This window comes from Rhodobacter sp. P2_H5, from assembly GCF_056403335.1.
Genome location: NZ_JBFUFS010000004.1, coordinates 267,141 through 281,962 on the forward strand (window position 1 = coordinate 267,141; position 14,822 = coordinate 281,962).

The 14,822-nt window shown below is 65.3% G+C and carries 13 protein-coding genes; 9 read left to right on the plus strand and 4 right to left on the minus strand.

Annotated features, from left to right (window positions below; genetic code table 11):
- Positions 1 to 54: 54 nt before the first annotated feature.
- The gene (locus AC1DVR_RS07285; protein ID WP_477999875.1) at positions 55 to 1,566 is read left to right on the plus strand and encodes a YifB family Mg chelatase-like AAA ATPase; all 1,512 of its coding nucleotides are present in this window, start codon (positions 55 to 57) and stop codon (positions 1,564 to 1,566) included.
- A 2-nt stretch (positions 1,567 to 1,568) separates the two neighbouring features.
- On the opposite strand, the gene gshB is transcribed toward AC1DVR_RS07285, so the two are convergent.
- The 3 genes from gshB to rsmI are packed head-to-tail and all read right to left on the minus strand — an operon-like array spanning position 1,569 to position 3,832.
- Positions 1,569 to 2,519 carry a glutathione synthase gene (gene gshB / locus AC1DVR_RS07290; RefSeq protein ID WP_477999876.1) on the minus strand — a complete coding sequence of 317 codons (951 nt, stop codon included), beginning with the start codon at positions 2,517 to 2,519 and terminating at the stop codon, positions 1,569 to 1,571.
- A 57-nt stretch (positions 2,520 to 2,576) separates the two neighbouring features.
- Complete coding sequence (locus AC1DVR_RS07295; RefSeq protein WP_477999877.1) at positions 2,577 to 2,966, minus strand: YraN family protein; 390 nt, start codon at positions 2,964 to 2,966, stop codon at positions 2,577 to 2,579.
- On the minus strand, positions 2,963 to 3,832 hold the full coding sequence (rsmI, locus tag AC1DVR_RS07300) for a 16S rRNA (cytidine(1402)-2'-O)-methyltransferase (RefSeq protein WP_477999878.1): 870 nt from the start codon (positions 3,830 to 3,832) through the stop codon (positions 2,963 to 2,965). Before rsmI ends, AC1DVR_RS07295 begins: the two co-directional genes overlap by 4 nt.
- A gap of 164 nt (positions 3,833 to 3,996) precedes the next feature.
- On the opposite strand from rsmI, the gene AC1DVR_RS07305 reads away from it, so the two are divergent.
- From AC1DVR_RS07305 to murJ, 3 genes are all read left to right on the plus strand, one after another.
- Positions 3,997 to 5,175, plus strand: a complete 1,179-nt coding sequence (locus AC1DVR_RS07305) for a penicillin-binding protein activator (RefSeq protein ID WP_477999879.1) — start codon at positions 3,997 to 3,999, stop codon at positions 5,173 to 5,175.
- Between the two features lie 7 nt (positions 5,176 to 5,182).
- Entirely contained in the window at positions 5,183 to 7,963 is a 2,781-nt protein-coding gene (locus AC1DVR_RS07310) for a [protein-PII] uridylyltransferase (RefSeq protein ID WP_478000002.1), read from the plus strand.
- Between the two features lie 76 nt (positions 7,964 to 8,039).
- Complete coding sequence (gene murJ, locus AC1DVR_RS07315; protein ID WP_477999880.1) at positions 8,040 to 9,587, plus strand: murein biosynthesis integral membrane protein MurJ; 1,548 nt, start codon at positions 8,040 to 8,042, stop codon at positions 9,585 to 9,587.
- A 3-nt stretch (positions 9,588 to 9,590) separates the two neighbouring features.
- Here the strand turns inward: murJ and AC1DVR_RS07320 are convergent, their stop codons facing one another.
- The gene (locus AC1DVR_RS07320; RefSeq protein ID WP_477999881.1) at positions 9,591 to 10,298 is read right to left on the minus strand and encodes a rhomboid family intramembrane serine protease; all 708 of its coding nucleotides are present in this window, start codon (positions 10,296 to 10,298) and stop codon (positions 9,591 to 9,593) included.
- 83 nt (positions 10,299 to 10,381) lie between these two features.
- Between AC1DVR_RS07320 and trpS the strand changes: the two genes are divergently transcribed.
- The 5 genes from trpS to AC1DVR_RS07345 all read left to right on the plus strand — a co-directional run bounded on the left by trpS (position 10,382) and on the right by AC1DVR_RS07345 (position 14,795).
- A complete protein-coding gene (trpS, locus tag AC1DVR_RS07325; protein WP_477999882.1) occupies positions 10,382 to 11,437 on the plus strand; it encodes a tryptophan--tRNA ligase in 1,056 nt (351 codons plus the stop codon).
- Complete coding sequence (locus AC1DVR_RS07330; RefSeq protein ID WP_477999883.1) at positions 11,434 to 12,519, plus strand: hypothetical protein; 1,086 nt, start codon at positions 11,434 to 11,436, stop codon at positions 12,517 to 12,519. Before trpS ends, AC1DVR_RS07330 begins: the two co-directional genes overlap by 4 nt.
- Before the next feature lie 313 nt (positions 12,520 to 12,832).
- The gene (locus tag AC1DVR_RS07335) at positions 12,833 to 13,708 is read left to right on the plus strand and encodes a branched-chain amino acid aminotransferase (RefSeq protein WP_477999884.1); all 876 of its coding nucleotides are present in this window, start codon (positions 12,833 to 12,835) and stop codon (positions 13,706 to 13,708) included.
- Positions 13,709 to 13,863: 155 nt separating this feature from the next.
- Entirely contained in the window at positions 13,864 to 14,319 is a 456-nt protein-coding gene (locus tag AC1DVR_RS07340) for a universal stress protein (RefSeq protein WP_477999885.1), read from the plus strand.
- Positions 14,316 to 14,795 carry a DUF2867 domain-containing protein gene (locus AC1DVR_RS07345; RefSeq protein ID WP_477999886.1) on the plus strand — a complete coding sequence of 160 codons (480 nt, stop codon included), beginning with the start codon at positions 14,316 to 14,318 and terminating at the stop codon, positions 14,793 to 14,795. The genes AC1DVR_RS07340 and AC1DVR_RS07345 overlap by 4 nt, the downstream gene beginning before the upstream one ends.
- The last annotated feature ends 27 nt before the right edge of the window (positions 14,796 to 14,822 follow it).

The following is a 14,822-nucleotide window of genomic DNA, read 5'->3' on the forward strand; positions in this document are numbered from 1 at the left end:
CCTTTCAGTAACCATCAGCGGCTATCCGTTAACCGAAGTAAACGGAGGTCGGGGATGGTGGCGCGGGCCTTTACGGTGGCCTTTGAAGGGATCGATGCCCGGCTGGTCGAGGTGCAATGCGCGGTGGCGCCGGGCATGCCCTATTTCGGGGTCGTGGGCCTGCCGGACAAGGCGGTGTCGGAGGCGCGCGAAAGGGTCAAGGCGGCGCTGAACGCCATGGCGATTGCGCTGCCTTCCAAGCGGATCATGGTGAACCTTTCGCCGGCGGATCTGCCGAAGGAGGGCTCGCATTTTGACCTGCCGATTGCCTTGGCGGTGATGGCAGCGATCGAGATCATCCCGAAGGAACAGATCGAAGGCTTTGTCGCCCTTGGGGAATTGTCGCTCGACGGCCGGGTCATGCCGGTTCTGGGGGCCCTGCCGGCGGCGATGGCGGCGGCCGAGGCGGGCAAGTCGCTGCTGTGCCCGCGCGCCTGCGGGGCCGAGGCGGCCTGGGTCGGGGCCGCACAGGTTCTGGCGGCGGAGGCGCTGAGCGAGGTCGTGGCGCATTTCACCGGGCGCCAGTCGCTTCCCGTGGCGGAGGCGGGCGAGGTCCTGAGCGCGCCCGCAGGGCGTGACTTGCGCGACGTGAAGGGGCAGGAGCGCGCCAAGCGGGCGCTGGAGATCGCGGCGGCGGGGCGGCATCACATGCTGATGGTGGGCTCGCCCGGCTCGGGCAAGTCGATGCTCGCGGCGCGGATGGCGGGGATCTTGCCGCAATTGTCGGCGATCGAGGCGCTGGAGACCTCGATGGTGCATTCGCTGGCGGGGCTTTTGTCGGAGGGCGGCATCAACCGGGCGCGACCCTTTCGTGAGCCGCATCACACCGCCTCGATGGCGGCGATCGTGGGCGGCGGCAAGGGGGCCAAGCCGGGCGAGGTCAGTCTGGCGCATAATGGCGTGCTGTTTCTGGACGAACTGCCCGAATTTCCCCGCCCGGTGCTGGAAACCCTGCGCCAGCCAATCGAGACTGGCGAGATCGTGGTGGCAAGGGCCAATGCCCATATCCGCTACCCCTGCCGATTCTTGCTGATCGCGGCGGCAAACCCCTGCAAATGCGGCTATATGACCGACCCGGCGCGGGCCTGTGCCCGGGTGCCGCAATGTGGCGAGGATTATCTGGGCCGGATTTCGGGGCCCTTGATGGACCGCTTCGATCTGCGGGTCGAGGTGCCGCCGGTGGCCTATGCCGACCTTGACCTGCCGGCCTCGGGCGACACTTCGGCCGCCGTGGCGACTCGGGTGGCCGCGGCGCGGCAGGTGCAGACCGCGCGGTTCCGCGACCACAGTGGAGTGCGGGTGAATGCCGAGGCCGAAGGCGCGCTTCTGGAAGAGATCGCCACCCCCGATGCCGAGAGCCGCGATCTGCTGGCCAAGGTGGCCGACCGTTTCGGCCTGACGGCGCGCGGCTATCACCGGGTGCTGCGGGTCGCGCGCACCATCGCGGACCTCGCAGGCGACCGCGATCTGCGCCGCCCGCATGTGGCCGAAGCGGTCAGCTACCGCCTGACGCTGGGCAAGACCTGAAACTAGGCCTTGGCCGTGACCTTGGCCTCGATGACCTCCCAGATCCGGGCGGAGACATTGGTGCCGTCGAACCGGTCCATCTCCTGGATGCCGGTGGGCGAAGTCACGTTGATTTCGGTCAGATAGTCGCCGATCACGTCGATGCCGACGAAAACCTGGCCCTTTTCGCGCAGGGTCGGGCCGATGGCGGCGCAAATCTCCAGATCGCGCGGGGTGAGGCCGATCTTTTCCGGCCGGCCGCCGACATGCATGTTTGAGCGTGTCTCGCCGGCCTGGGGCACGCGGTTGATGGCGCCAACCGGTTCGCCGTCAATCAGGATGATCCGCTTGTCGCCCTTGGACACGTCGGGGAGGAACTTCTGCACGATCAGCGGTTCGCGGCTCATCGAGGTGAAAAGCTCGAACAGGCTGGAGAGGTTGCGGTCGCTGGGGTCAAGCCGGAAGACGCCGGCGCCGCCATTGCCGTAGAGCGGCTTGAGGATGATGTCGCCGTGCCGCGCCTTGAAGGCACGGATCGTAGCAAGGTCTCGCGCGATGGCCGTGGGCGGGATAAGATCGGGAAACTGCAAGACAAGCAGTTTCTCGGGGCAGTTTCGGACCCAGAAAGGATCGTTTACCACAAGTGTCTTGGGGTGGATCATGTCCAGTAGATGGGTTGTCGTGATGTAGCCCATGTCGAAGGGCGGGTCCTGGCGCAGCCAGACCACGTCGTAATCGGCGAGATCGACCTCAACCTCATCGCCATAGCTCACATGATTGCCAATCTCGCGCCGCAGCGTGATCGGAAAGCCGCGCGCTGTGACGCGCCCCTCGACAAAGGCCAGTCGGTCGGGCGTGTAAAAGAACAACTCATGCCCCCGCGCCTGCGCTTCAAGCGCGATGCGGAAGGTGCTGTCTCCGTTGATGTTCACGGACCCGATCGGGTCCATCTGCAGGGCAACTTTCAGGGCCATGATCATCTCCTTGATCTGGCGCCCTTGATGACCCACCCGCGCGCCGGATGCAATTGATCAGGCGGCCAAAGCATTCTCGATGATTTCGATTCGCCCCATCGCGTCGACCAGGGCGACATCGAAGCGCATTTCAGTGTTCTGGCCCTGCGGTTCGCCGCCGACAAATTCCGACGCCGTGGCCATGATGCGTTGTTTTTGCCCCCAGGTCAGATGTTCGGCCGCAAGGGCATGGCTGCTGCTTTTCTTCACTTCGATGAAAACAACCCGGTCGCCCTCGCGGGCGATCAGGTCGATTTCACCGATGCTGCCACGCCAGCGGCGCGCGATGACCGGGCGGCCGGATCGGTCGTAAAGTTGCGAGACCTGATCTTCGGCGGCAAGACCGGCATGAAAGGAGGTCAGGCCCCGGTTTGCCGAGGATGATTCGGCCCGCTTGCGCGCCCTCATTTCCGCCCCTCCAGCGACAGGGCCAGCTGATAGACATCGCGACGCGGCAAGCCGTAAGCTTCTGCCACCTGGGTTGCAGCATCCTTGCTGGACTGGGTTTCCAAGGCCAATTTCAACGCCTGCTCCACGGTTTCGGCATCTGCCGCGACCGGTTCGGCCCGGTCCACCACCATCACAATTTCGCCCTTCAGGTCACGCCCCGCCACACTTTCAGCCACTTCGGCCAAAGTCCCGCGCGTGACCTCTTCGAACCGTTTGGTCAGCTCGCGGCACAGCGCAGCCTGGCGATGTTCCCCAAGTGTTTCCATCATATCACGAAGGCAGGCCTCAATTCTCCTGGGAGATTCGTAAAATACGAGCGATCCGGGCACCTGGGCCAGTTCGCGCAGGGCGGATTTCCGGGCGGCGGATTTCGGCGGCAGAAAGCCGGCAAAAAGGAAGCGGTCGGTCGGCAGGCCCGAGACGCTGAGCGCGCAGAGCAGCGCGGAGGGGCCGGGGGCGGCGAGGACCTTCAGGCCCTCGTCGATCGCGGCCCGGGCCAGCTGGAAGCCAGGGTCGGCGACGAGGGGGGTGCCCGCTTCCGAGGCATAGGCCACGGATTTGCCCGCCTTCAGCGCCTCGATCAGGCGGGGGCGCATCTGGTCGCCGTTGTGGTCGTGATAGGCAAGGACCTGCCGCCCGTTCAGGGGCACGCCGTGGATCTCCATCAGGTGGCGCAGGGTCCGGGTGTCTTCGGCGGCCAGCACGTCGGCGCCGGCCAGAATATCCAAGGCGCGCAGGGTGATGTCGCGGGCCGCCCCGATCGGCGTGGCGACGAAATGCAGGCCGGGAGCCACGCTGCCCGGGTTTGGCGTCCAATTGCCCATGATCGCAGTCCCGCCTTTCGCTGGTGTCTTCCAACCGGTCACCGGCCGAAGTTTACTTCATCCAAGGATCCGCTTACTCTGCATCAGGTCAAGGGGCGAGGGGAGATCGGGCAACGCGCCCGGACCGGGCCCCGGACACCGGCTTGAGGTCACAGGAGTTTTCGATGGTTGCCTTTCTGTCACGCACGCGTGCCACACTCATTCGTCTGGCGGCCGGTTTTTGCGGCCTTGCCCTTTTGTCTGCCTGCGACACCGCCCCCGTGGCCACGGGTTCGGCAGGGGCCTATGCCGGCGGGCCGGTCGCGGTCGCGCTGCTCGTCCCTTCGGGCTCGGGCGAGGCCACCGATGACCTGATCGCCCAGGGGCTGGAGAATGCCGCCCGGATGGCGATCGCCGATCTGGGCAATGTGAAGATCGACCTGCGCGTCTATCAGACCGCCGCCAACCCCGACACCGCCGCCGCCATGGCCACCAAGGCCGTGGACGAAGGCGCCAAGATCATCCTCGGGCCCTTCTACGCGCTGGAGACCAACAAGGCCGGCGCTGCCGTGGCCGGGCGCGGGGTCGATGTGCTGAGCTTCTCCAACAACCCCGCGATTGCCGGGGGCAATGTCTTCATCCTCGGGCCAACCTATGACGGGACGGCGGCGCGCCTCGCCTCTTACGCCGTCTCCAAGGGTCTGAACCGCATCATGATCGCTTCGGACCAGAACGCGGCCGGCGATGTCGGCAAGGCCGCGATCCAAAGCGCAGTCACCGCCGCGGGCGGCACGATTGCCGCCGTGGGCAGCTATGAGTTCAGCCAGAACGGCATCGTTCAAGCGGTGCCGCAACTTGCCGCCTCGGCGAAATCCTCGGGCGCCAACGCGATCTTCTTCACCGCCAACACCGCGGGCGGCCTGCCGCTTCTGACCCAGCTCTTGATGGAGAACGGCGTCAACCCGGCCAGCACGCAGTATATCGGCCTGACCCGTTGGGACATTCCGGCAGCCAACCTGACCCAGCCGGGGGTCCAGGGCGGCTGGTTCGCCCTGCCCGACCCCGCCACCTCGCAGCAGTTCCTCGCACGCTATCAGGCGGCCAAGGGCACGGCGCCGCATTCCTCGGCAGGCCTGGCCTATGACGGGATTGCCGCGATCGGGGCGTTGATCAAGCAGGGCGGTCCGGGCAGCCTGAACCCCGCCGGCCTGACCCAGGGCGCGGGCTTTGCCGGGGCGAACGGCATCTTCCGCCTGCGCAGCAATGGCACCAACCAGCGCGGCCTCGCCGTGGCGCAGATCGTGAACCAGCAGGTCACCATCATCGACCCGGCCCCGCGCGCCTTCGGCGGTGCCGGGTTCTGAGGTGCGTCTGACCGGTCAACCTCAGGCCAAGCCTGCCGAACCGCGGCCCGAGCAGCTTTTGCTGCCGGCCGAACAGGTGCTCGACCTCATCGCGCTGCGCCCGCTGGTCTTCGCGGCCTGCGCGGCGAGCGGCGAGGACCCGCGGGCGGCGCGCAGTGCCGTGGGCGCCGTTCTGGCGGGGGCCAAGGCCGCCGCTAACGACCGGCTGCAGCAAGCCTATGCGACGGACCCGCGCAATGCGCTGCCGCTGATCCACTCGCAGGCGCGGATGACCGACGGGCTGGTCCTTCTGGCCTATGAGGCGGCGCAGGCGCTGCATCCGCTGCATCTGGCCAGCGATGCCGAACGGCTGTCGGTGCTGGCGGTCGGCGGCTATGGGCGGCTGGAGATGGCGCCGCATTCCGACGTGGACCTTCTGTTCCTATACCCGTGGAAGATCACCGCCCGCGCCGAAAGCGTGATCGAGACGCTGCTTTATATCCTGTGGGACCTGAAGCTGAAGGTCGGCCATTCCAGCCGCACCATCAAGGACTGCATCCGCCTCGGGCGCGAGGATATCACGATCCGCACCGCGCTGCTGGAGCATCGCCATGTCACCGGCGACGTGGCCCTGGCGCGCGAGCTGGATGACAAGCTCTGGTCCGAGCTTTTCCGCAACACCGGGCGCGAGTTCATCGAGGCCAAACTGGTCGAACGCGCCGCCCGCCACAAGCGTCAGGGCGGCCAGCGCTATGTGCTGGAACCCAATGTCAAAGAGGCCAAGGGCGGCCTGCGCGACCTGCAGACCCTGTACTGGATCGGCAAATACCTCAACCGCGTGCCCTCGGCCGAGGGGTTGGTGGCCGCGGGCCTGCTGACGGCCGAGGAATTCGCCATCTTCCGCCGGGCCGAGAACTTCCTTTGGGCTGCGCGCTGCCACATGCATTACATCACCAACCGCGCCACCGATCAGCTGAACTTCGACCTGCAGGTCGAGGTGGCCGAGCGGATGAACTACCGCGACAGCGGCGGGCGCCGGGCGGTTGAACATTTCATGCAGGATTACTTCCGCCACGCCACCCGCGTCGGCGAGCTGACCCGCATCTTCCTGACCGAGCTGGAAGCGCGCCACGTCAAGCCCACCACCAAGCTGATCGGCTTTCTCAACCGCCGCAAGGTCGGCCCGGGCTACCGGATCGAACTGGGGCGGATCGACGTCACCGACCCCAAGCGCTTTCTCTCCGACCCGTTGAACATGCTGCGGATCTTCGAGGAATCCCTGCGGACCGGACACAAACTGCATCCCAATGTGATGCGGCTTGTCGCCTCCAACCTCGCGCTGATCGACGATGCCATGCGCGACGACCCCAAGGCCGCCAAGGTCTTCCTGTCGATGCTCTTGGACCACGGCAACCCGGAACGCGCCCTGCGGCGGATGAACGAACTTGGCGTGCTCGCCGCCTTCATCCCCGAATTTGAAAACATCGTCGCGATGATGCAGTTCAACGTCTACCACCATTACACGGTGGACGAGCATATCATCCAGTGCATCTCCTGCCTCGCGCAGATCGAGCGGGGCGAGCTGATCGAGGAACTGCCGATCGCCTCGGGCATCCTGAAATCTGGCGTCAATCGCCGGGTGCTTTATGTGGCGATCCTGCTGCATGACATCGGCAAGGGAAGGCCGGAGGATCACTCGATCATCGGGGCGCAGCTGGCGCGACGGATCTGCCCCCGGCTGGGCCTGACGGCGGAGGAGACCGAAACCGTCGAATGGCTGGTGCGCTATCACCTCCTGATGTCGGACATGGCGCAAAAGCGCGATATCGGTGACCCGCGCACGGTGCGCGACTTTGCCAAGGCGGTGCAGACCCGCAAGCGCCTGGACCTGCTGACGGTGCTGACGGTCTGCGACATTCGCGGCGTCGGCCCCGGCACCTGGAACAACTGGAAGGCCATGCTGCTGCGCCAGCTTTACGGTCAGACGACCGAGGCGCTGGAAGGCGGGCTGGAAAGCTTCAACCGCGAAAAGCAGGTCGGCGAAAGCCGCGCTGCCCTGATGGCCCGCTTAAGCGACTGGACCCCGGCCCAGATCACCCGCGAAAGCAACCGGCATTACGACCCCTATTGGCAGGGCCTGACCACTGACACGCTGGAGGTTTTCGCCCGCCAGCTTCTCGACCTCAAGAACGACGAAATCCGCATCGACCTGCGCCCGGAACCGGAACGCGATGCGACCCGCGCCTGTTTCGCACTGGTCGATCACCCCGGCATCTTTTCGCGGCTGGCCGGGGCCCTGGCGCTGGTCGGCGCCAATGTCGTCGATGCGCGGACCTATACCTCGAAGGACGGCTATGCGACCGCGGTCTTCTGGATCCAAGATTCCGAGGGCCACCCTTACGAGATCACCCGCCTGCCCCGCCTGCGCGGCATGATCGACAAGACCCTGAAGGGCGAGGTGCGGCCGCGCACGGCGCTGGCTGATCGCGACAAGATGAAGAAGCGTGAACGCCAGTTCCGCTTCCCAACCCATGTGACTTTCGACAATGAAGGGTCGGAGATCTACACGATCATCGAGGTCGACACCCGGGACCGCCCCGGCCTGCTTTACGATCTGGCCCGGACGCTCGCGGCCAACAACATCTACATCGCCTCGGCGGTCATTGCGACCTATGGGGCGCAGGTCGTCGATGTCTTTTACGTCAAGGACATGTTCGGCCTGAAGCTTTACGCCAAGCAACGCCAGGAGGGTCTGGACAAGCGGCTGCGGCAGGCCATCGCCGAGGGCGCCGAACGGGCACAGGGGTAGCGCCGGGCTGCACCCGGACAGAACCATAACGGCCCGCAGAGGCCAAACGCAAAGATCAGGCCCAGGCAAGGACGTCATGAAACCGCAATCGCTTGTCCGAAACATCCTCACCGTCGGAGGATGGACGCTCCTTTCACGTGGCACCGGCTTTGCCCGCGATGTACTGATGGCGGCCTATCTGGGCACCGGTCCGGTGGCCGAGGCCTTCCTCGTCGCCTTCTCACTGCCCAACATGTTCCGCCGCTTCTTTGCCGAGGGCGCCTTCAACATGGCCTTCGTGCCGATGTTCGCCAAGAAGCTGGAGGGGGGCGAGGATGCCACCGGCTTTGCCCGCGACGCGTGGAACGGCATGGTGGCGATCCTGTTGCTGGTCACGCTGATCGGCACTTTGGCCATGCCCTGGATGGTCTGGGCCATGGCCTCGGGCTTTGTCGGCGAACGCTTTGATCTGGCGGTGGAATTTGGCCGGATCTCGTTCAGCTATATCCTCTTCATCTCGCTGGTGGCTTTGCTGTCGGGGATCCTGACCACGCATGGCCATTTCTCCGAAGCGTCCTTCGTGCCGATCCTGATGAACCTGGTCTTCATCGCCGCGATGTTCCTCGCGCGGTGGGCGGGTTGGGACATGGGAAAGACCCTGTCCTGGACGGTACCGGTGACGGGGGTGGCGCAGCTGGCCTTCACCTGGTTCTCGGCGCATCAGATCGGCTACAGTTTCACACTCGGTCTGCCGCGCTGGACACCGGACCTGCGCCGGCTGGCCCTGATCGCGGGGCCGGCGGTGCTGTCGGGCGGCGTGGTGCAGATCAACATGCTGGTGGGCCGTCAGGTCGCCTCCTATACCGAGGGCGCCGTGGCCTGGCTGACCTATGCCGACCGGCTGTACCAGTTGCCGTTGGGCGTGGTGGGCATCGCCATCGGCACCGTGCTTTTGCCCGACCTGTCGCGCCGCCTGCGCGCGCGGGATGACGAGGGCGGGCGGGCCTCGCTCAACCGCGGGGCGGAGTTTGCCCTGGCCCTGACCCTGCCCGCCGCCGTGGCGCTGGTCGTCATCGCCGTGCCGCTGTGCGCGGTCCTTTATGAACGCGGCGCCTTCTCGGCGCAGGATACGCAAGCGACGGCGCTGGTTCTGGCGATTTATGGTGCGGGCCTGCCGGCCTTCGTGCTGCACAAGATCCTGCAGCCGCTGTTTTACGCCCGCGAGGACACCCGCAGCCCCTTTGTCTATGCCATCGCCTCGATGATCACCAATGCCGTGATGGCGATTGGCCTGATGCCCTGGCTTGGCTTTTCCGCCGCCGCCTGGGCCACCACGCTGTCGGGCTGGGTCATGGTCTGGCAGCTTTGGCGCGGGTCGCGCAAGATGGGGGAGGTCGCGCATTTCGACGCCCGCTTCCGCCAGCGCCTGCCACGGATCGTGGCGGCCTCGGCCTTCATGGGGCTGGTTCTGTGGGGGGCGGCGCAGGTGATGGACCCCTGGCTGCACCTGCACCTCTGGCGCTATCTGGCACTTCTGGCGCTGTGCGCGGTGGGGATCGTGGCCTATTTCGGCAGCGGCACGCTGATCGGCGCCTTCCGCCTGTCGGATTTCACCGCCCTGCGCCGCAGCCGCAAGGCGGTGTAAGCCTCAGCGCGCCCGGACCCGCAGCAGAAGCTTGCTCCACCCGCCGGGGCTGACCGCGAAGGACAGGGCAAAGCCGGTGGCAAAGGCAGCCAGCTCAGCAATCCAGTTCCAGCCGAGGCCCGAGGTCACCCCGGCAGAGACCAGCGCCACCACGCCGAACAGGATCCGCACCCCCAGAAGAAAGCCGATCAGCCGGAAGGCACTGATCCGCGACGTACCCAGAAGCGGCGCCTGCAGCCATTTGATATAGGTGAAGGCCCCGATCAGGCCATAGACCGGCGGATAGCCTCCGATCAGCCCGGCCTGGGTGTAGGGAATGGCGGTATAGGCCAGCGCCGCCGCCAGTGAAGCGCCAAAGAACACCACCAGCACCGCCCACCAGCGGAAGGTCTCGCCCACGAACTTGCCAAGCGCGAGCAAGAGGACGACGACGAACATCGCCTGGGTCACATCGTCGTGGACGAAGGGATAGGTGAAGGGCCGGTAGAGACCGTCCAGCGGGTATTGCTGCAGGGTGATCATCTGGCGCAGGTAGCCGGGCGAAAAGCCGAACTGTTCAATCGCCTGCGACCGCCAGCCGATGGCGGCCGGGCCGCCGACGATGCCCGCAGTACCGGCATTGACCACCAGCTCCATCGCGATCATCGGCAGGGCCAGCACCCAGACGATGGCGGGCAAAGGGTTCAGGGGCGCTTCGTTCAGATCGCTCATCTGCTTCTCTCCGGGGCTTTCATTGACGCCCATAGCGCGCAGGGATAAGGCGAAGCGTCGCATTTATCCAGATGGAGTTCCCGATGTCCGAGCCGGTCCAAACGCCTCAGACCACGCCTGCCGCCTTTCCGACCCGGATTTTCTCGGGCATCCAGCCCTCGGGCGGGCTGACGCTGGGCAATTACCTTGGCGCGCTGAAACGCTTTGTGGAAAAGCAGGACGAGGGGATCGAGACGGTCTATTGCCTCGTCGACATGCATGCGATCACCGTCTGGCAAGACCCTGTCCGCCTGCGCCACCAGACACGCGAGGCGGCGGCGGGCTTCATCGCGGCGGGCATCGACCCGTCCCGCTCGATCCTGTTCAACCAGAGCCAGGTCAGCGCCCATGCCGAACTGGGCTGGATCTTCAACTGCATCGCGCGGATGGGCTGGATGAGCCGGATGACCCAGTTCAAGGACAAGGCGGGCAAGAATTCCGAGAATGTCTCGCTTGGCCTTTTCGCCTATCCCTCGCTGATGGCCGCCGACATTCTGGCTTACAAGGCGACCCATGTCCCGGTGGGCGAGGATCAGAAGCAGCATCTGGAACTCTGCCGCGACATCGCGATCAAGTTCAACAACGACTATGGCGTGAACTTCTTCCCCGTCGTCGAGCCGGTGATCGAAGGCGCTGCGACCCGCGTCATGTCGCTGCGCGATGGTACGGCGAAAATGTCGAAATCCGACCCCTCCGACCAGAGCCGGATCAACCTGACCGATACCGCCGACACGATCGCCAAGAAGATCCGCAAGGCCAAGACCGACATGGACCCCCTGCCCGACCATCTCGACGGGCTGAAGGACCGGCCCGAGGCGAAGAACCTGGTCAACATCTATGCGGCCCTGTCCGGCCATACCCCGGCGCAGGTGATCCACGATTTTGCCGGCGCCCAGTTTGGCACCTTCAAACCGGCGCTGGCCGATCTGGCGGTGGCCAAGCTGGAGCCGATCACCACCGAGATGAACCGCCTGATGCAAGACCCGGCCGAGATCGACCGCATCTTGGGCGAAGGCGCCGTCCGTGCCGATGCCATCGCCCGCCCGATTCTGGAGCAGGTCTATGACATCGTGGGCATGATCCGCTCGCGTCCCAGATGATCCAGTGGACTGCCCGATGGCTGTTGCGCGCCTTCACGTTGCTGACAGTCGTCGGGCTTGTCTGGACGTTGCACAATATTTGGGTTGATCCCTCTTGGCAGCCGGTGATCGCAGCTACGGCGTCCGAGATTCGCGCGCGGGTCGAAACGGATCTGACCGCTGCCGCCACGTCCCAGACCGTTGCGACACGCATTTCAACGCGGCTGGAGCAGACACCCCGGGACTGGTTCATTCTAGATTCACTCCACGACCTTGCCTTGCGCCGGAACATCGCGCTGGCGCCGGATCTGGAAGCCCGCTTCGCCACACTTCGCGACTCCGACAATGGCTGGTACGCCCAAACGATATCTTGCGCCGCATGCGCCTTAGACACCTCAACTTGCAGCCTGAAACAGGCGATGGTCTGCGCCGCCCCGGTTCAGTTGTCGCCAGTCGGTGATGTCATGGGCATTGGGGCCGAGGCCAAGCACTACGTCATGGGCGACGATGTGGACCTGGTCAGCCTGTCGCTTTCGGTGGTTGGTCTGGGGGCTACGGCTGCGGTTGTGGCCACGGGAGGGGCATCCGAGACTTTGCAAATAGGCGCTGGGATTCTCAAGATCGCCAAAGGCATGGGACGCCTTCCGAAGTGGCTGATCGTGGCAGCCGAGGACGCCGCGAAAACCGGCGTTGATTGGGAACGCCTTGTGCATGTTCGTTGGCCAAGCGATCTGGGAGGCGTGATCCGTGTCGAACGCTTCGTCAAAGTGACCGACACCGCTATGGATCTGAATCGTATTCGCAAGGCCACCGACACCACCACTGCACTCCATTTTCTCAAGCAAATCGATAACCCAATAGAGGCACGCAAGTTCGCAAATGCCTCAGAAGCACTTGGCAAGGAGGTGGTCGCCGATGGCGAGATACTTGGCAAGTCACGCCTCCTGAGGGCGACTTTGCGCTGGTCGCACCGGATTCTGACATTCTTCGCGACGCTGTTCAGTGCGCTTGCATCCGTTGCCGTTGCGATAGGCCATGCAATATCCAAAGTGTTGACCCGCGGGCTTAAACGACGCTTGCGAAACGTAATACGGCGACCCTGACGAACCAAACTCCAATCCGTTTCAATGCCGCGCGAAGTTATCCACAGCCTTTCGGACACGCGTCACGGAATCGATTCAAATCCCCGCCATGGTCGGGGGCAGAAGGCAATCGCCTCTCTCCCGGGTGCCCGCGACTGTCCCCGCAGCTGGGCGCCATTTTCCCCGGGTTGCGCCCCTGGACCTTCCCCGGCCAGGGGCGCGCTTTTTTCCTCGCCGCCGCCAAACCGGCGAGGTTCCGCTTTCTTGCGACGGTCAGTGCTTCCCTTGCGGTGATATGCCTGCTTAATCTGCGCCAAACCTCGGGGAGGATGAGATGACCATCACCACACACAAGGGCGCCACCCGAACCTTCTTCGAGGGGCGCTGGCATGAGGGCGATCTGGCCGTGATGAGGGCCTCGGACCACGGGATCTGGCAGGGCTCTTCGGTGTTTGACGGGGCGCGGCGGTTTGACGGGCTGGTGCCGGACCTCGACAAGCATTGCGCGAGGGTCAACCGCTCGGCCGAGGCGCTGATGATCACGCCGACCTGCACGGCCGAGGACATGATCGCCATCATCCGCGAAGGCCTGTCCGATTTCGCACCGGGCCGCGGGGTCTATATCCGCCCGATGTACTGGGCGCTGCACGGCTCGGATCTGGGCGTGTCGCCGGAACCGGGGGCCACCGGCTTTGCCATCGCGCTGGAAGAAATCGCGATGCCGCCGGCGAGCTTTGCCACCACCCTGACTCGCACCCGCTTTCGCCGCCCGGTGCTGGAGGACAATGTCTGCAACGCCAAGGCGGGCTGCCTGTACCCCAACAACGCCCGCATGCTGGCCGAGGCCAAGGCCAAGGGCTTCGGCAATGCGCTGGTGGCCGATGCGCTTGGCAACCTCGCCGAAAGTGCGACGGCGAACATCTTCCTCGTCCGTGACGGCGTGGTCTTCACCCCCATCGCCAATGGCACCTTCCTGTCAGGCATCACCCGCGCCCGCCACATCACAAACCTGCGCGCCGATGGGGTCGAGGTGGTCGAAACCGTGCTGACCTTTGAAGACGCCCACCGCGCCGACGAGATCTTCCTGTCGGGCAATTTCGCCAAGGTGACCGCGGTGGCCGAGTTTGACGGCACTTTGTACCCTCACCGCCCGATGACCGAACGGGCGAGGGCGCTGTACATGGACTGGGCCGCCGGCACCCGGCTGTAACGGCGCGGGCCTGCCGCCGGCGGGAAGCGGGGGCCAGCCCCCGCACCCCCGGGATATTTATGGACCAATGAACGGGGGGTGCGGGGGGCCGCGCTGTGGGGAGGCTTGTCATGCTGGCCCGCCTTGGGTGATAAGGGCGGCGAAGGAGTGCTGCCATGCGCAAGTTTCTGGTCGTGCTGGATGATACGCGGGAATGCCTGAACGCGATGCGCTTTGCCGCGATGCGGGCCTCGCACACCGGCGGGGGGGTGCAGATCCTGTCGATCATCCCGCCGGAAGAGTTTCAGCACTGGATGGGGGTGGCCGATCTGATGCGCGCCGAAGCGCGCGAGCGGATCGAGGCGCATTTCGAGGTCTTCGCCAAATGGATGCGCGACCGCCAGGGGGTCAACCCGGAACTGGTGATCCGCGAGGGCGACCCGGTGGCCGAGATCCTGGCGCAGGTGCGCGAGGATGGCGAGATCGGCGTTCTGGTGCTGGGCGCGAGTTCTGAGAAGTCCGGGCCGGGCCCGCTGGTCACCCATATGACCCGCAGTTCGGGCACCCTGCCGGTGCCGATGACCATCGTGCCCGGCGACATGAGCAAGGAACGGCTGGAAGCCATCACATGATCTTGCCGCCCGAAGCACGCCTGATCGGGCCGCGGGACACGCTGGGCTTTCTGCACAGCCGGAGCGTGGAGCTGCCCGGGCCGATCACTGCGCTGGAGGCCTGGCGCCGCGTGATGGCGCGGCCCTTCCCCGGCATCGGTCTGGCCTTTTGGCTGCGCGATGCCATCTCGGCTCGCTTCGGCGTGGCGCGGATCGGAGGATTCAGCGGGACATGGGTCGGGCAGGTCCGTCCTGGCGACCATCTCGATTTCTTTCTGGTCGAAGCGGCCTCCGACCGGCTGCTGGCGCTGACGGCGCGCGACATTCATCTGGATGTGATGATCGCCATCACCGCCGAAGACCGCCGCGTCGGCATCACCGCTTCGGTGCGCCCCCACAACGCCTTTGGCCGCGCCTACATGATCCCCGTCGCTCCGGCGCATCGGCTGATCGTCTGGTGGGCGCTGCGTCAGATCCGGGGCCAGCACCCGGCGTAAGGGGCGAAGCCATGCAATCTCGGCATG